This window comes from Gryllotalpicola kribbensis (assembly GCF_039538245.1).
Lineage (GTDB): Bacteria > Actinomycetota > Actinomycetes > Actinomycetales > Microbacteriaceae > Gryllotalpicola > Gryllotalpicola kribbensis.
In genome coordinates this window covers 1-15,479 of record NZ_BAABBX010000018.1, presented here as the reverse complement: position 1 = coordinate 15,479, position 15,479 = coordinate 1, and the positions used below count along the sequence as shown (strand labels likewise).

General features: G+C 70.2%; 15 protein-coding genes. 3 read left to right on the top strand and 12 right to left on the bottom strand.

Annotated elements, in window-relative coordinates:
- Positions 1-31 precede the first annotated feature (31 nt).
- Positions 32-601, top strand: a complete 570-nt coding sequence (gene rsmD / locus ABD716_RS15825; RefSeq protein ID WP_344778652.1) for a 16S rRNA (guanine(966)-N(2))-methyltransferase RsmD — start codon at positions 32-34, stop codon at positions 599-601.
- On the opposite strand, the gene ABD716_RS15820 is transcribed toward rsmD, so the two are convergent.
- Positions 598-2,253: a helicase HerA-like domain-containing protein gene (locus ABD716_RS15820; RefSeq protein WP_344778650.1), complete on the bottom strand. Its 1,656-nt coding sequence runs from the start codon at positions 2,251-2,253 to the stop codon at positions 598-600. The genes rsmD and ABD716_RS15820 overlap by 4 nt on opposite strands.
- Positions 2,254-2,290: 37 nt before the next feature.
- On the bottom strand, positions 2,291-3,235 hold the full coding sequence (gene thiL, locus ABD716_RS15815) for a thiamine-phosphate kinase (RefSeq protein WP_344778648.1): 945 nt from the start codon (positions 3,233-3,235) through the stop codon (positions 2,291-2,293).
- A gap of 27 nt (positions 3,236-3,262) precedes the next feature.
- Between thiL and ABD716_RS15810 the strand changes: the two genes are divergently transcribed.
- Positions 3,263-3,760, top strand: a complete 498-nt coding sequence (locus tag ABD716_RS15810) for a DUF3515 family protein (RefSeq protein ID WP_344778646.1) — start codon at positions 3,263-3,265, stop codon at positions 3,758-3,760.
- A 7-nt stretch (positions 3,761-3,767) separates the two neighbouring features.
- On the opposite strand, the gene ABD716_RS15805 is transcribed toward ABD716_RS15810, so the two are convergent.
- From ABD716_RS15805 to ABD716_RS15775, 7 genes are all read right to left on the bottom strand, one after another.
- On the bottom strand, positions 3,768-4,859 hold the full coding sequence (locus tag ABD716_RS15805; protein ID WP_344778644.1) for a D-alanine--D-alanine ligase family protein: 1,092 nt from the start codon (positions 4,857-4,859) through the stop codon (positions 3,768-3,770).
- Positions 4,762-5,850, bottom strand: a complete 1,089-nt coding sequence (locus ABD716_RS15800) for an NAD(P)H-dependent glycerol-3-phosphate dehydrogenase (protein WP_344778838.1) — start codon at positions 5,848-5,850, stop codon at positions 4,762-4,764. The genes ABD716_RS15805 and ABD716_RS15800 overlap by 98 nt, the downstream gene beginning before the upstream one ends.
- A gap of 28 nt (positions 5,851-5,878) precedes the next feature.
- Positions 5,879-6,628: a lysophospholipid acyltransferase family protein gene (locus tag ABD716_RS15795; protein ID WP_344778642.1), complete on the bottom strand. Its 750-nt coding sequence runs from the start codon at positions 6,626-6,628 to the stop codon at positions 5,879-5,881.
- 3 nt (positions 6,629-6,631) lie between these two features.
- The gene (murA, locus tag ABD716_RS15790) at positions 6,632-7,999 is read right to left on the bottom strand and encodes a UDP-N-acetylglucosamine 1-carboxyvinyltransferase (RefSeq protein ID WP_344778641.1); all 1,368 of its coding nucleotides are present in this window, start codon (positions 7,997-7,999) and stop codon (positions 6,632-6,634) included.
- Positions 8,000-8,024: 25 nt separating this feature from the next.
- The gene (gene leuD, locus ABD716_RS15785; RefSeq protein ID WP_344778639.1) at positions 8,025-8,627 is read right to left on the bottom strand and encodes a 3-isopropylmalate dehydratase small subunit; all 603 of its coding nucleotides are present in this window, start codon (positions 8,625-8,627) and stop codon (positions 8,025-8,027) included.
- Complete coding sequence (leuC, locus tag ABD716_RS15780; RefSeq protein WP_344778637.1) at positions 8,627-10,051, bottom strand: 3-isopropylmalate dehydratase large subunit; 1,425 nt, start codon at positions 10,049-10,051, stop codon at positions 8,627-8,629. Before leuC ends, leuD begins: the two co-directional genes overlap by 1 nt.
- 131 nt (positions 10,052-10,182) lie before the next feature.
- Positions 10,183-11,175 (bottom strand): TerC/Alx family metal homeostasis membrane protein, encoded by a 993-nt coding sequence (locus ABD716_RS15775; protein ID WP_344778635.1) that lies wholly within the window; start codon positions 11,173-11,175, stop codon positions 10,183-10,185.
- A gap of 164 nt (positions 11,176-11,339) precedes the next feature.
- Between ABD716_RS15775 and ABD716_RS15770 the strand changes: the two genes are divergently transcribed.
- The gene (locus ABD716_RS15770; RefSeq protein WP_344778633.1) at positions 11,340-12,035 is read left to right on the top strand and encodes an alpha/beta fold hydrolase; all 696 of its coding nucleotides are present in this window, start codon (positions 11,340-11,342) and stop codon (positions 12,033-12,035) included.
- Between the two features lie 16 nt (positions 12,036-12,051).
- On the opposite strand, the gene ABD716_RS15765 is transcribed toward ABD716_RS15770, so the two are convergent.
- Genes ABD716_RS15765 through ABD716_RS15755 form a run of 3 tightly spaced genes read right to left on the bottom strand, consistent with a single transcriptional unit; the run spans position 12,052 to position 15,295 of the window.
- Positions 12,052-13,428 carry an NtaA/DmoA family FMN-dependent monooxygenase gene (locus tag ABD716_RS15765; RefSeq protein WP_344778631.1) on the bottom strand — a complete coding sequence of 459 codons (1,377 nt, stop codon included), beginning with the start codon at positions 13,426-13,428 and terminating at the stop codon, positions 12,052-12,054.
- Positions 13,425-14,471 carry an LLM class flavin-dependent oxidoreductase gene (locus ABD716_RS15760; RefSeq protein WP_344778629.1) on the bottom strand — a complete coding sequence of 349 codons (1,047 nt, stop codon included), beginning with the start codon at positions 14,469-14,471 and terminating at the stop codon, positions 13,425-13,427. Before ABD716_RS15760 ends, ABD716_RS15765 begins: the two co-directional genes overlap by 4 nt.
- Positions 14,468-15,295: a DUF1684 domain-containing protein gene (locus tag ABD716_RS15755; protein ID WP_344778627.1), complete on the bottom strand. Its 828-nt coding sequence runs from the start codon at positions 15,293-15,295 to the stop codon at positions 14,468-14,470. The genes ABD716_RS15760 and ABD716_RS15755 overlap by 4 nt, the downstream gene beginning before the upstream one ends.
- Between the last annotated feature and the right edge of the window lie 184 nt (positions 15,296-15,479).

The following is a 15,479-nucleotide window of genomic DNA, read 5'->3' as shown; positions in this document are numbered from 1 at the left end:
ATCGCCGGGTGCCGCACGGTAGCTTGTGGATATGACCCGGATCATCGCGGGCGCCGCGGGGCGCGTCACCCTCACCGTTCCGAAGTCGGGAACGCGGCCCACGAGCGACCGGGTGCGCGAGGCCCTGTTCTCTGCCCTCGAGGCGCGCGACGTGCTCGACGGCGCGCGCGTGCTCGACCTGTACGCGGGCTCGGGGGCGCTCGGCCTCGAGGCGGCCAGTCGCGGCGCGGCATCCGTTGTCCTCGTCGAGAAGAACGCGGCGGCTGCGCGCGTCGCCAAAGCGAACGCGGGGCTCGTGTCAAAAGCGACGAGAACGGATGCCGGGGCCGTCAGCGTCGTGCAGAGTGCGGTCGCCTCGTTCCTCGCCTCGGCGGCGGGCCCCTTCGATGTGGTGTTCAGCGACCCGCCCTACGAGGTGACCGATGCCGAGGTCGCCGCCGACCTCGAGGCGCTCGTGCCGCTGCTCGCATCGGGCGCGCTCGTGGTCATCGAGCGCTCCTCCCGCTCCCCCGAGCCGACCTGGCCCGCCGCACTCGCCCCGAGAAGTCCGAAGAAGTACGGCGAGACCACGATCTGGTTCGCCGAAAGCCCCGCCGCCTAGCGCCGCCGCGTGCCGAAGATGCCGTCGAGCACACCCTTGAGCACGGTCTGGGTGGTGCGCGAGGTGAGCACCTTGACGGCCGTCTTGCCGATCTGCGCCGCCTGCGTCTGACGAGCCTTCCGCTCGCGGGCATCCGCCGCGCTCTGCTTCGCCTGCGCCTTCGCCTCGCTCTCGGCCTGCGCCTTCTCGGCCGCGGCGTTCAACTTGGCGGTGAGGATCTCGCCGGCCGACTCGCGGTCGATCGGCGTGCCGTACTTCGCCATCAGGGGCGACGCGCCGATGACGGCGTCGATCGCCGAATCAGGTGCGGTCGTCATCGACGACTGCGGCGCGCGCATGCGGGTCCACGCGACCGGCGTCGGCGCACCGGACTCGTTCATGACCGTGACGATCGCCTCGCCCGTGCCGAGCGAGGTGAGCACCTCTTCGAGGTCGTAGCCCGACTTCGGGTACGTCGACACCGTCGCCCGCAGCGCCTTCGCGTCGTCGGGCGTGAAGGCACGCAGCGCGTGCTGCACGCGCGAGCCGAGCTGCGCGAGCACGTCTTCGTGCACGTCCTTCGGGGACTGCGTGACGAAGAACACCCCGACGCCCTTCGAGCGGATCAGCCGCACGGTCTGCGTGATCTGGGTGATGAACTCCTTGCTGGCATCCGTGAACAACAGGTGCGCCTCATCGAGGAAGAACACGAGCTTCGGCTTCGGCGCGTCGCCCACCTCGGGCAGTGAGTTGTAGAGGTCGGCGAGCAGCCACATGAGGAACGTCGAGTAGAGCTGGGGCTGGTCGGCGACGCCGGGCACCTCGAGCAGGCTGACGATGCCGCGGCCGTCGGATGCCTGCCGCAGGAACTCGGCCGTGTCGATCTCGGGCTCGCCGAAGAACGCCTCTGCGCCGGTGGCCGCGAACGAGACGAGCTCGCGCAGAATCACCCCGGCCGTCGCCGGCGAGATGCCGCCGATGCCGGCCAGCTCGGCCTTGCCCTCGTCGCTCGTGAGGTACTGCAGCACGGCGCGCAGGTCTTCGAGGTCGAGCAGGGCGAGCCCCTTCTCTTCCGCATAGTGGAAGACGAGGCCGAGGCTCGACTCCTGCACCTCGTTGAGTCCGAGCACGCGCGCCAGCAGTAACGGGCCGAAGCCGGCGACCGTCGCGCGGATCGGCACGCCCTTCCCCTTGCCGCCGAGCGAGAACACCTCGGTCGGGAAGTGCGCGGGCGCCCAGTCCTGCCCGATCGCCTTCGTGCGGGCGAGGAGCTTGTCGCTCGGCTCGCCATCGACCAGGATGCCCGAGAGGTCGCCCTTGATGTCGGCCGCGAACACGCTGACCCCGTTGGCGGAAAGCTGCTCGACGATCGCCTGCAGCGTGCGCGTCTTGCCCGTGCCGGTCGCCCCCGCGATCAGGCCGTGGCGGTTCAGCATCCCGAGCGGAATGCGGATCTGCGCGCCCGGCAGCGGCTCGCCATTGAGCAGCGCGCCGAGCTCGAGGCTCGTGTCGGTGAAGCCGTAGCCCGCCGTGATCTTGTCGATGTCGGCCTGGCCGAGCGGCCCGGCTGCAGCCGGCGCCGCGCGCAGGGCTTCCTCGGCCTGGCGCCTGAGCTCGTCCGCCTGTTTCTGAAGTTCTTCCGCCTGCCTCTGCAGGTCCCCCGGATCGGTCATGAGCGAAGCATATTGCTGCACGGGTGAGGGGGCACGGTCACGAGAGCCGGCCGTCCCACTGCTCGTAGGGGTCCCACCCGCCGAGCTCGCCGAACTCGTCGCCGCCGACCAGCACCCGCCCGGTTCCCGGCGTCACCGTGCCGATGCGCCGGAACCCCTCGGGCAGCGGTGCGCCCGCCGGGAACGTCGCGAGCAGCGAGTGGTCCTCTCCCCCGCGCAGCGCGTCGTCGTCGAGGGGGTCGAGTTCGAGATCCACGCCGGATGCCTGCGCGAGCCGCCGCGCGTCGAGCACCAGCCCGTCGCTCAGGTCCATCATCGCCGTCGCGCCCGCGTCGGCGGCGACCGTGCCGAGGGCGATCGGCGGCACCGGCCGCAGCTGCCGCCCCACAGCGTGCGCGTCGCGGCGCACCGCGGCGTCGCGGCCGTGCTCGAACAGCAGCCGCAGCCCCCGCGCAGCCACACCGAGCTCGCCGGCCACCGCGACCGCGTCGCCGGGCCGCGCCCCGGAGCGCCGCACGGCCGCCCGCCCCTCGAGGTCGCCGAAGGCGGTGATGGCCACCGTGAACACGTCGGACGTCGACAGGTCGCCGCCGACCACGCCGCACCCCGGCGCGAGCTCGGCGCAGGCGAGCCGCAACCCGTCGGCGAACGACTCGAGCACCGCGGCCGGCGTCGACCGCGGCGCCGCGAGCGCGACGACCAGCGCGGTCGGCCGGGCGCCCATCGCGGCGACGTCCGACAGGTTCGTCGCGGCGGCTTTCCACCCCAGGTCCTCTGCCGTCGAGAACTCCCACCGGAAGTCCGGCCCGTGCACGAGCATGTCGGTCGTCACGACGAAGCGCCCGTCGGGCGCGGCGAGGAGCGCCGCGTCGTCGCCGGGGCCGAGGAGTGCCGCATCCGCTGCGGGCAGTCGCGGGAAGATGCGCGCAAGCACGGCGATCTCGCCCAGCTCCTCGAGGGTGGGCCGCTCAGCTTCCGCCATAGCCACCACGCTAGCGTTGCGATCGAGATGTCCCGCCTCCGTGTCGCCGCCGCAACCCTCGCCGCCGTCGCCTTCGCGACCCTGCTCGCGGGGTGCACCCCGACCGTCGCGATGGAGTCCGCGCCGCACGCGAACGACGCGGCCTGTGCGAGCGTCACAGTCGAGCTGCCCGCCGAGGTGGCCGGCCAGAAGCAGGACTACACCGATGCCCAGGCGACCGGGGCGTGGGGCGACCCCGTCACCGTGCAGCTGCGCTGCGGCGTCGCGCCGCTCGGCCCCACGACGAAGCCGTGCGTGACCGTCGCGAGCGGTCAGGACTCGGTCGACTGGGTGCTCACGAACGACCCCGATGACAAGGTGCTGACCTATGTCACCTACGGTCGCACCCCCGCGGTCGAGGTGACGATCAAGCACGGTGCGGGCGGCGTCAGCGACGCGAACGTGCTGCCCGACCTCGCGCAGGCCGTCGCGAGCATCCCGCAGGCGTCGAAGCACAAGTGCGTCGCCGCCGACGACGTGCAGTAGCGCGCAGTCAGCCCTGCGCGTCGAGGGCGAGCGCGATGAGCTCGTCGATGAGCGCCGGGTAGGGCAGGCCGGATGCCTCCCAGCACTTCGGGTACATCGAGATCGGCGTGAACCCCGGCATGGTGTTGATCTCGTTGATCAGCCAGCCGGCGTCGGTGAGGAAGAAGTCGACGCGCGACAGCCCAGCGGCGCCGATCGCCTCGAAGGCGCGCACCGCGAGGCCCTGCATCTCGGCGAGCTCGGCGTCGCTGAGCACGGCCGGCAGCTGCAGCTCGACGCCGTCGCCGCCGAGGTACTTCCCCTCGAAGTCGTAGAAGTCGCGGCCCGTGAGCAGCACCTCGCCCGCGAGCGAGGCGCGCGGCGCCGCGCCGCCTCGGCCGCCGAGAACCGCGATCTCGATCTCGCGGCCGACGATCGCCGGCTCGATGAGCGCACGGCTGTCTTCCGCGAGCGCCCCCTCGACGGCGACCGCGAGGCTCGCGGCATCCGTCGCCTTGCCCACGCCCACGCTGGAACCCGCGCGCGCGGGCTTCACGAACACGGGATAGCCGAGCGCCTCGGCGGCCGCGTGAACGGATGCCCGGTCTTCGGCCCACTGGCGGCGCGAGATCGTCGCCCACGGCGTCACCGGGAGCCCCGCCTGCACGAAGACCGTCTTCATGAAGTGCTTGTCCATGCCGAGGGCACTCGCGAGCACACCGGAGCCGACGACCGGCAGGTCGACCAGCTCGAGCATGCCCTGCACCGTGCCGTCCTCGCCCCAGAGCCCGTGCAGGATCGGGAAGACGACGTCGACGCGCACGCTGCGCTCTGCCCCATCGGGGCCGACGACGGTCAGCTCGTGCGAGCGCGCGTCACGCGGCCACGCCACCCGGCTGCCGTCGTCGTGCACCTCGGGCATCCGCCCGTCGCCCATGAAGTAGTCGGCCGGGTCGGTCGAGCCGAGCACATAGGCCCCATCACGCGTGATGCCGACCGGGACGATGTCGTATTTCTCGGGGTCAAGCGCCCCCAGGACCCCGCCCGCGGTCGCCACCGAGACCGAATGCTCGCTTGAGCGCCCGCCGAAGAGCAGAGCCAGTGCGAGCTTCGTGGTCATCCGTGATCCTTTCGCCCGTGGGCGTGTCGTCGGTCGTGAGGTGGGGGGCGATGTCCTTCGGATCGAGGGTACCGGTCAGCACCTGGTGCACCTGCTCGACGATGGGCATCGTGACCCCGCGGGCGCGCGCCAGCGCGAGGATCGGAGCCACCGAGGCGAGACCCTCTGCCGTCTGGTTCATCTGCCGGACGACCTCGTGCAGCGCATAGCCCTGCCCGAGCAGCCTGCCCGCCGTGTTGTTGCGCGACAGCGGCGACTGGCACGTCGCGATCAGGTCGCCGAGGCCGGCGAGGCCCGAGAGCGTGTCGGGGTGGCCGCCGTGCGCCACGGCGAAGTCGGTCATCTCGACGAGGCCGCGCGTGATGATCGACGCCTTCGTGTTCTCGCCGTAGCCGACGCCGTCGACGATGCCGATCGCGACGGCGATGAGGTTCTTGAGCACGCCGCCGAACTCCGTGCCGACGACGTCGGTGTTCACGAACGACCGGAAGTACCGGTTCGTGGCCGCCATCGCGACCGTCTGCGCGGTCTCGAGGCTGACCGAGCTGACCACCGCGGCGGTCGGCTGCTCCTTCGCGATCTCGAGGGCGAGGTTGGGGCCGGATGCCACCGCGATCCGCTCCTCGTCGAGGTCGAGCACGCTCGCGATGACCTCGCTCATGCGCTCGTTCGTCGACTTCTCGATGCCCTTCATGAGGCTGACGACGGGGATGTCGGCGGGAAGCATCGGCTTCAGCGCCTCGAGGTTGTCGCGCAGCGTCTGACTCGGCACCGCGAGGTACAGCTGCTGCGCGCCGCGCAGCGAGTCGCGCAGGCTGCTCGTCGCCGTGATGGTGCGGGGCAGGTTGATGCCGCGCAGGTACTGCGTGTTCCGGTGCGTCTCACGGATCTCGCGGGCGACCTCAGGTCGGCGCGCCCACATCGTGACCTCGGCGCCGCCGTCGGCGAGCACCTTGGCGAACGCCGTGCCCCAGCTGCCCGCACCCACCACGGTCACGCGGTGGTGGTGCTCTGCTCTTCTAGGACTCAAAGCGGCCGGTCTCGCTCTGGCCCCGCGCCGCGGGGTCCCACCGGTGCGCGGGCGCCTTCTCGTTGCGCAGCGTCTCGAGCTGGGCCGTGATCGCCGCCATGATCTTCTCGGTCGCGTCGGCCAGCACGTGCTGGTCGATCGGCTTCCCCGCGAACTCGGAGAGGTCGACGGGCTCGCCGATGGCGAAGTCGATCGGATGTCGGCGGAAGAGGCTGACCTTCTTGGCGTACCTGCCCATCAGGGCCTGCGTTCCCCAGTGGGCGACCGGGATCACGGGAATCCCCTGCTCGAGCGCGATGCGCGCCGCGCCGGTCTTGCCGCGCATTGGCCACATGTCGGGCTCACGCGTCAGCGTGCCCTCGGGGTACACGACCACGATCCGCTGCTTCTCGACCAGTGTTCGCGCTCCGGCGAGCGGCGAGGCCGCTCGCGCGGCCGCCGCGGGCGTGCGTTCGACGGGCACCTGGCCGCTGCGGCGCAGGAACCACCCGACGACCGGGATCCTGAACAGGCTCGCCTTGGCGAGGAAGCTCGGGATGCGGCCTGCGCGGTAGAGCATCATGCCGACGATGACCGGGTCGATCTCGCTGTAGTGGTTCGGGGCGATGACGTACGCGCCGCGTGCGGGGATCCGCTCGGGGTGCGCGACGCGGAACTTGACGCTCGCGCCGAGCAGGCCGAAGCAGACCCACGCCATCGGCCAGAAGATCGACGGCCGATGGGTCTCTTTGAGCGCCACCCCTTAGGCCTCGAGCACGAAGTCGGCGCCGAGGGCGCGCAGCTTCTCGATGAAGTTCTCGTACCCCCGGGCGATGATGCCGACATTGCTGACGGTCGAGGTGCCCTCTGCCGAGAGCGCCGCGATCAGGTGGCTGAAGCCGCCGCGCAGATCGGGAACGACCACGTCGGCTCCGTGCAGCTCGGTCGGGCCCACGATGACGGCGGAGTGGTTGAAGTTGCGCTGGCCGAAGCGGCACTCCGCGCCGCCGAGGCACTCGCGGTGCAGCTGGATCTGCGCCCCCATGTCGACGAGGGCGTCGGTGAAGCCGAAGCGCTGCTCGTAGACCGTCTCATGGACGATCGAGACGCCTTCGGCCTTGGTCAGCGCCACGACGAGCGGCTGCTGCCAGTCGGTCATGAATCCGGGGTGAACGTCGGTCTCGATGATGACCGGCTTGAGCTTGCCGCCGGGGTGGAAGAAGCGGATGCCGTCGTCCTGGATCTCGAACGCGCCGCCGACCTTGCGGTAGACGTTGAGGAACGTGAGCATCTCGGACTGGCGCGCACCGCCGACGAAGATGTCGCCGTTGGTCGCGAGCGCGGCGGCCGCCCAGCTCGCGGCCTCGTTGCGGTCGAAGAGCGCGGTGTGCTTGTAGCCCTCGAGGCGCTCGACGCCCTCGATGCGGATCACGCGGTCGGTGTCGACCGAGATGATGGCGCCCATCTTCTGCAGGATGTTGATGAGGTCCATGATCTCGGGCTCGACGGCCGCGTTGCGCAGCTCGGTCGTGCCCTCGGCACGGACGGCCGTGAGCAGCACCTGCTCGGTCGCGCCGACGCTCGGGTACGGCAGCTCGATCTTCGCGCCCTTGAGCCCGTTCGGAGCCGTCAAGCGGATGCCCTGGGGCTGCTTGTCGACCACGGCGCCGAAGCGGCGCAGGCCGTCGAGGTGGAAGTCGATCGGCCGGTCGCCGATGCGGCAGCCGCCCAGGTCGGGGATGAACGCCTCGCCGAGGCGGTGCAGCAGCGGGCCGCAGAACAGGATCGGGATGCGGCTGGAGCCGGCATACGCGTCGATGACCTCGAAGTGCGCGCTCTCGACGTTCGACGGGTCGAGCAGCAGGGTGTCGTCGCCGACGCTGGACACCTTCACACCGTGGACCTCGAGCAGGCCCTTCACGACGCGGACGTCGCTGATCTCGGGAACGCTGCGGAGTTCGCTGGGCGTCTCGCCCAGAAGCGCGGCGACCATCGCCTTGGTGACGAGGTTCTTCGCGCCCTTGAGTTCGATGCGGCCGACGAGCGGTTTGCCGCCCTGCAGCGTGATGCGGTCTGCGGTGAGACCGACGCTCGCGCCAGCGGCCTGCGCGTCTTCGAGGAGTGTGTTCACGTAACCCCCTGGGGTTCTTTGGTAGCTACCCGGCTCTCACGGGAAGTGTCTTCGGGCGCCACGCTTCGCGACGGCCCTCGAACTCGGTGATCTTGCCCTCGTTGCGGAGGGTCAGCCCGATGTCGTCGAGCCCCTCCATGAGGCGCCACCGAGTGTAATCGTCGATCTCGAATGCGACGGTCAGGTCACCGGCGCGTACCTCGCGCGCCTCGAGATCGACGGTCAGCCGGGTGCCGGGCTCTGCCTCGATCACGGCCCACAGCCTCTCGATGTCGGCCTCGGCGACCACGCCGGTCAGCAGCCCCTGCTTGCCCGAGTTCCCGCGGAAGATGTCGCCGAAGCGGGAGCTGAGCACGACCTTGAACCCGTAGTCGCGCAGCGCCCACACGGCGTGCTCGCGCGACGAGCCGGTGCCGAAGTCGGGCCCGGCGACGAGGATCTCGGCGCCCTGGTACGGCGCCTGGTTGAGCACGAAGTCGGGGTCCTGCCGCCACGAGTAGAACAGGGCGTCGTCGAACCCGGTCTTGGTGACGCGCTTCAGGAACACAGCGGGGATGATCTGGTCGGTGTCGACGTTCGACCGCTTGAGGGGCGCTGCGACCCCGGTCACGACGGACAGCTTCTCCATCAGTTGCTCCCCTCGGGCCCGAGGTCCCACGGACTCGACAGCGTGCCGCGGATCGCGGTCGCCGCGGCGACCACCGGCGACACCAGGTGCGTGCGACCGCCCTTGCCCTGGCGGCCCTCGAAGTTGCGGTTGCTCGTCGAGGCGCACCGCTCCCCCGGCGCGAGCTGGTCGGGGTTCATGCCGAGGCACATCGAGCAGCCGGCGAAGCGCCACTCGGCCCCGAACTCCTCGAACACCTTGTCGAGGCCCTCTGCCTCGGCCTCGATGCGCACGCGCGCCGAGCCGGGCACGACCATGACCCGCACGCCGTCTGCCTTCTTCTTGCCCTTGATGATGGAGGCGAAGGCGCGCAGGTCCTCGATGCGGCTGTTCGTGCACGAGCCCATGAACACGGCATCCACCTTGATGTCCTTCATGGGCGTGCCGGCCGCGAGATCCATGTATTCGAGCGCGCGCTCGGCGTTCGCGCGCGCGTTCGGGTCATCGATCTTCGCCGGGTCCGGCACGGATTCCGACAGCGAGACGCCCTGGCCGGGGTTCGTGCCCCAGGTGACGAACGGCTCGAGAGTGTCGGCGTCGATGTCGACCTCGGCGTCGAAGACCGCTCCCTCGTCGGTCGCGAGGGTCTTCCAGTAGGCGACGGCCTCGTCCCACTCGGCGCCCTGCGGCGCGTGCGGGCGGCCCTTCAGGTAGTCGAAGGTCGTCTGGTCCGGTGCGACCATGCCGGCGCGCGCGCCGGCCTCGATCGACATGTTGCAGATCGTCATGCGGCCCTCCATGGAGAGAGAGCGGATGGCGCTGCCGCGGTATTCCAGGACGTAGCCCTGGCCACCGCCCGTGCCGATCTTGGCGATCACGGCGAGGATGATGTCCTTGGCGGTGACGCCGGGGCGCAGCGTGCCCTCGACGTTGATCGCCATCGTCTTGAACGGCTTGAGCGGCAGCGTCTGCGTGGCCAGCACGTGCTCGACCTCGCTCGTGCCGATGCCGAAGGCCATCGCGCCGAAGGCGCCGTGGGTCGACGTGTGCGAGTCGCCGCAGACGACGGTGATGCCCGGCATGGTGAGGCCGAGCTGCGGGCCGACGACGTGCACGATGCCCTGCTCGAGGTCGCCCAGCGAGTGCAGGCGGATGCCGAACTCTTCCGCGTTCTTGCGCAGGGTCTCGATCTGGGTGCGGCTCGTGAGATCGGCGATCGGCCTGTCGATGCCGATGGTCGGGGTGTTGTGGTCTTCGGTGGCGATCGTGAGGTCGGGCCGGCGAACGGGGCGACCCGCCTGGCGCAGACCGTCGAACGCCTGCGGGCTCGTGACCTCGTGGACGAGGTGGAGGTCGATGTAGATCAGGTCCGGTTCGCCGCCAGCGCCTTTGACAACGAGATGGTCGTTCCAGACCTTCTCTGCCAGCGTCCTGGGTTCGCTCATTGCTTCGTTGCTCCTTGGTTCCTGCGGGTTCAGCCCAACACAAGACTCCGCGACGGGAAGGCCTATGGAAACTAAGCCCCGTCGCGGCAGCTAAGGAGGAGGAGCTGCGCAGCCGGCATGCGATGAGGCTATCACTCCCGCTCGGGCACCAGCCGCAGGCGGATGAGGCTCGCCGCGGTCGCGATCGCCATGGTGACGACGATGACGGCGAGCGAGGTGACGGTCGAGAACTCGGGGGCCCACTCGACGTGGTGGCCGCCGTTGATGAACGGCACCTCGTTCGTGTGCAGCGCCTCGAAGACGAGCTTGACGCCGATGAACGCGAGGATCACGGCGATGCCGTATTTGAGGTACTCGAGCTTCGTGAGCAGATGGCCGAGAAGGAAGTAGAGCTGCCTGAGGCCCATCAGTGCGAACACATTGGCCGAGAACACGAGGAAGGGGCTGCGCGTGATGCCGAAGATGGCGGGGATCGAGTCGAGCGCGAAGAGCAGGTCGGTGGTGCCCAGTGAGATGAAGACGAGCACCAGCGGGGTGAGCACGCGGCGACCGTTCACCACGGTGTGCAGCTTGTTGCCGTTGAACTCGTTGCCGATGCGCAGGTGGTGCTTCAGGAAGCGGGCCACCGGCCCCTCGGCATCCTCGACGCTCTCGTCCTCCCCCTCCTTCTCGAACGCCTGCCTGATCGCCGTGTAGAGCAGGAAGGCGCCGAAGAAGTAGAAGATCCAGCTGAACGCGGCGATGAGGCCGGCGCCGAGCACGATGAACACGCCGCGGAACACCAGCGCGAAGATGATGCCCACCATGAGGGCTTCCTGCTGGTACTTCGGCGGAACCGCGAAGCGGCCCATGATGAGCACGAAGACGAACAGGTTGTCGACCGAGAGCGAGTACTCGGTGAGCCAGCCTGCGACGAACTGGCCCGCGTGCTCGGCGCCCCCGACGGACCACAGGATGCCCGCGAAGATCAGCGCGAGAACGACGTAGAAGCCGATCCACAGACCGCTCTCGCGCGGGCTCGGCACGTGCGGCCGCTTGTAGGCGAGCACGAGGTCGCCGATGAGGATGAGGAACAGTACGGCGTAGGAGCCGAACTCGAACCAGAACGGGAGTTCGAGGTGCATGTGCGAGGCCTTCCGGGGTCGTTGAACGGCTCCGAAAGTCTCTCCCGCACCGAAGTGCCACAGCGCCCGGAGCAAGCTCGTGATGACGACCGCTGTGCGTAGGGATACTCCCCTTCGACCGCTTCAGGATATGCGATGTCGGCGGGTGGGCCTACGTTGGGCGCATGGACGTCATCATGCTTCCCGGCTACTGGCTCGGCAGTTCCTCCTGGCGCGACGTCGCGCCGATCGTTGCCAAGGCGGGGCACTCGGTGCACCCGCTGACGCTGCCCGGCCTCGAGTCGCGCGACGCGCCGCGTGCGGGAATCACGCTGCAGACGCAGATCGAAGCGGCGATCGCCGAGATCGATGCGAATGAGGGGCCGGTGGCGCTCGTCGCGCACTCGGGCGCCAGCGCGATCGCGAACGGCGCTCTCGACGCCCGGCCCGAGAGGGTCACGAGGGTCATCGAAGTCGACACCTTCCCGGTTCCCGAGCGCGGCCCGATGGAATCCGAGTTCCCGGTCGAGGGCGATGACGTGCCCCTTCCCGACTGGTCGGCGTTCAGCGACGACGAGGTGAAGGGGCTCACGCCCGAGCTGCGCGACCGGATCCGGGCCGAGGCCGTTCCAGAGCCCGCCGGCGTAACGACGGCACCGGTCGAACTGCACGACGATCGGCGGCACGACGTGCCGCTCACGATGATCTGCACCGCGTTTCCGTCGACCGAATACAGGCCGCTGATCGAGCAGGGCCACCCGTGGATGAAAGAGCTCGCCGAGTTCCGCGACATCACCTGGGTCGACATCGACACCGGCCACTGGCCGCAGTTCACGAAGCCCGTCGAACTCGGCGAGGCGATCGCGGCCGCGCTGGCCTGATCGCCTCGCCGGGCGCCTAGACGAGGTCGAACGACGGAGTCTGGCGGGCGGCGTCCCCCGGCTCTCCGCGGCGTGTGAGCGGCGGGCGCAGGCCCAGGTGCTCGCGCAGGGTGTCGCCGCGGTACTCCGTGGGGTAGACGCCCCGCTCCTGCAGCTCGGGAACGAGCCGGTCGACGATGTCGTCGAGGCCCGACGGAATCAGGAACGGCGAGATGTTGAAACCGTCGACGATGTGCTCGTCTGCGTAGCGCGCGAGCAGATCGGCGACCTGCTGGTAGCTGCCGATGATGCCGCCCTCGAGGCGACCGCCCACCTTGAAGACGAACTCGCGGATCGAGAGGTTCTCGGCAGCGGCCTGTTCGCGCCAGGCATCCGCCGTCTCTTTGGATTTCTTCGCCCGGAAACCCGCACCGCGGGTCTCGCCCGTGACCTCGACGACGGGGTCGATGTCGGGCAGCGGCCCATCGGGGTCGTAGTCGGCCAGCGACGTGCCCCAGATGTTCTCGAGGAAGGCGAGCGCGGTGGCGGGAGTGATCTGCTTCTCGCGCACCCACAGCGCCTTCTCGTGCGCCTCGGCCTCGGTGTCGGCGAGCACGAACTGCTGGCCCGGGAAGATCTTGAGGTCGTCGGCCGGGCGGCCCGCGAGCGCCGTGCGACGGCGGATGTCGGCCGCGAACGCCGAGGCCGCCTCGAACTGGCCGTGCGCGCTGAAGATCACCTCGGCGCTTCGGGCCGCGAAGTCGCGCCCCTCGTCGGAGTCGCCGGCCTGGAACAGCACCGGGTGCTCCTGCGGGCTGCGCGGCAGCCGGCCGACCCCGCGCACGTCGAACGCGCCGAAGTCGCGCGCGACCAGTCGGGCGCTGCCGTCCGCGTCGTCCCACGAATCCCAGATGGCCCGCACCGTCTCGACGACCTGCTCGGCATGCGTGTAGCGATCGGCATGGTCGAGGTAGCCGCCCCGGCGGAAGTTCGCGCCGGTCCACGCGTTGTCGGTCGTCACGACGTTCCATGCGGCGCGGCCGCCCGAGAGCAGGTCGAGGCTCTGTAGCCGGTGCGCGAGGTCGAACGGGTCGTTGTAGGTCGCGTTCTGCGTGGCGACGAGGCCGATCTTGGAGGTCACGGCGGCGAGCGCGGCAAGCTGCGTCTGCGCGTCGGGGCGCCCGGCCACATCGAGGTCGTGCAGCTTGCCGAGGTGCTCGCGCAGGCGCAGCCCCTCGCCGAGGAAGAACGCCGCGAACAGCCCGCGCTCGGCTGTCTGCGCGACGCGGCGGAACGACTCGAAGTCGATCTGCGAGCCGCTCTCGGGCTCCGTCCAGATGGTCGAGAAGTTGACCCCCTGGAAGAAGACGCCGAACTGGATCTGGTTGCGTTCCTGAGGCTGGGTCGCGCTCATGCGTTGGCCTTTGCGTAGCGGTTGACGGATGCCGGCAGGCCGATGCTCTGGCGCAGGGTCGTGCCGACGACGGGCGGGGTGTGGGTTCCGGTGCGGCGCAGCTCGGGCAGCACGGCGCGGCCGAGCTCCTCGAGGTCCTCCGCGAGCACCGCGGGGTGCAGGCGCACCCCGTCGACCTGGCCCGACAGCTCGGCGAGCAGCTCGACGAGCCCTGCGGCGTCGCCGACATAGCGGCCGATGCCCTCGCCCGACCATGGCGCGATGGCGTCGAGCCGCTCGACGCGCTCGGCGCCGGGAAGCCCCGCGCGATCGAGGGCGACCTCGAGCTCGAGCCACACGAGGCGCGCGCCCGCGTCGCGTGCTGCTGAGACCGCGGCCTGAGCACTGGAGGTCACGAGCGCCACGTCGCCGACGACGCCCGAGGTGGCATCCGTGAACACCGGAATCTGGCCCTGCGGCGGTCGCGGGATGATGCTCGGCCCCTTCACCGAGAAGCTTGCGCCCTCGAAGTCGACGTAGTGCACCTTGTCCCGGTCGAGGTAGCGCCAGGTCGTGGTGTCGCGGATGACCGCGTCGTCTTCCCAGCTGTCCCAGAGGCGGCGGGCGACCTCGACGGCATCGGTGGCGACCGCGGCGGCGAGCTCGGGGCCGACGGCGTCGCGGCCGTACTCGACCGCGATGCGTGGGTCGGCGTCGACACCGACGATCCAGCCGGCGCGACCGTAGGAGGCGAAGTCGACGGTCGCGAGTTGCGTCGCGACGTGGAACGGCTCGGAGTACACGGAGTGCGCGACCGGGATCAGACCGAGCGCACTCGTCTGCGGCGCGACGAACGACGCGCGCTGAATCGCGTCGATGCGGGTGGCGAGCGGCGAGTCGGGGAAGGTCGCGGCGGTGAAGCCTGCCCGCTCGGCCTCGCGCACGTGGGCCGCGAGATACGAGGCGGCAAGCAGCTCGCGGGTGGTGAGCCCGGCAGCGTCGGCGGCCGCCGGGTGCGCGCCTGCGCCGTCGAGATCGACGGCGAGGGAGAAGTGGGCGCTCATCGGCTCGCCTCCGCAATGGGTGCCTTCTCCCCCGCCTCGACCGCCACGCCGAGGCGGTTCTCGGCGGGCGGCAGCGGGCAGGTCGCATACGGCGTATAGGCGCACGGCAGATTGGTCGACCGGTTGAAGTCGAGCAGCACCCGGCCGTCGGCGTCGGGCGCCGCCGTATTCAGGCTGCGGTTCGCGGCATACGTCGTGACGCCGCTCGTGAGGTCGGTGAAGAGCACGTGCAGCCCGCCGGCGTGCCCGCCCCAGGCGAGCAGCGAGCGCGGGCCGTCGAGCTCGAACTCGATGGTGCCGACCGCGTCGTAGACGTGCTGCAGCCCGTCCACCACGGAGCCGACCGTCACCTCGCGCGGCGCGTCGAAGGCGACGAAGCGCGCCTCGACGGCGAAGCGCGGGTCGGGCTCGTACGCCGGCGTCCCCTGGTAGGCGGAGCGGATCGGCGCGTTCGCGTGGCGCGGGCGGATGATGTCGTTTCCGCCGCGGCGGGCGATCTCGACGGCCGCGCGGCCCTCTGGCGCCTGCCAGTAGGCGAACTCGGTGGCCCGCTCGGCGAGCTGCCCGAACTCGTGGCGCCCGGTCAGCACCGCCCCGCCGAACTCGAGCGACTCGCCCTCTGCGAGCTCGACGACGATGCCGTTCTCGCCCGTCGACCATGCGCCCGGGGCATCCTCGAATCGCTCAGCAACGTCGCCGAGCCATCGGATGCTCGTGATGGCGAGGAATCCGTATTCACTCGCCCGCTGCTCCTCATGACGCGCGTGCCATGCGCGCCATGCATCAGCGAAGTCTGTCGCGTTCTCTACGTCGGTCACCGTCATACCGCGACGCTATGGCGAGCCACGCGGCGGATGCCACGCGAGGCGCGCCACATGACGAAGCGTTGCGGCGCGTTACGGCCGAAGACGGTTCGCGAGCCGGGCTACGCCGGCGTGGCGATGGGCGAGTCCCATAGCGTGGTGTCAATTCCCGCGGGGGTTCTCGTCGTTGTAGACGATGACGGGC

What these genes read in the sequence shown, in the direction of transcription:
- rsmD (WP_344778652.1), top strand. Translation starts at nt 32, where the DNA reads ATGACCCGGATCATCGCGGGCGCCGCGGGGCGCGTCACCCTCACCGTT.
- ABD716_RS15820 (WP_344778650.1), bottom strand. Translation starts at nt 2,253, where the DNA reads ATGACCGATCCGGGGGACCTGCAGAGGCAGGCGGAAGAACTTCAGAAA.
- thiL (WP_344778648.1), bottom strand. Translation starts at nt 3,235, where the DNA reads ATGGCGGAAGCTGAGCGGCCCACCCTCGAGGAGCTGGGCGAGATCGCC.
- ABD716_RS15810 (WP_344778646.1), top strand. Translation starts at nt 3,263, where the DNA reads ATGTCCCGCCTCCGTGTCGCCGCCGCAACCCTCGCCGCCGTCGCCTTC.
- ABD716_RS15805 (WP_344778644.1), bottom strand. Translation starts at nt 4,859, where the DNA reads ATGACCACGAAGCTCGCACTGGCTCTGCTCTTCGGCGGGCGCTCAAGC.
- leuD (WP_344778639.1), bottom strand. Translation starts at nt 8,627, where the DNA reads ATGGAGAAGCTGTCCGTCGTGACCGGGGTCGCAGCGCCCCTCAAGCGG.
- leuC (WP_344778637.1), bottom strand. Translation starts at nt 10,051, where the DNA reads ATGAGCGAACCCAGGACGCTGGCAGAGAAGGTCTGGAACGACCATCTC.
- ABD716_RS15775 (WP_344778635.1), bottom strand. Translation starts at nt 11,175, where the DNA reads ATGCACCTCGAACTCCCGTTCTGGTTCGAGTTCGGCTCCTACGCCGTA.
- ABD716_RS15770 (WP_344778633.1), top strand. Translation starts at nt 11,340, where the DNA reads ATGGACGTCATCATGCTTCCCGGCTACTGGCTCGGCAGTTCCTCCTGG.
- ABD716_RS15765 (WP_344778631.1), bottom strand. Translation starts at nt 13,428, where the DNA reads ATGAGCGCGACCCAGCCTCAGGAACGCAACCAGATCCAGTTCGGCGTC.
- ABD716_RS15760 (WP_344778629.1), bottom strand. Translation starts at nt 14,471, where the DNA reads ATGAGCGCCCACTTCTCCCTCGCCGTCGATCTCGACGGCGCAGGCGCG.
- ABD716_RS15755 (WP_344778627.1), bottom strand. Translation starts at nt 15,295, where the DNA reads ATGACGGTGACCGACGTAGAGAACGCGACAGACTTCGCTGATGCATGG.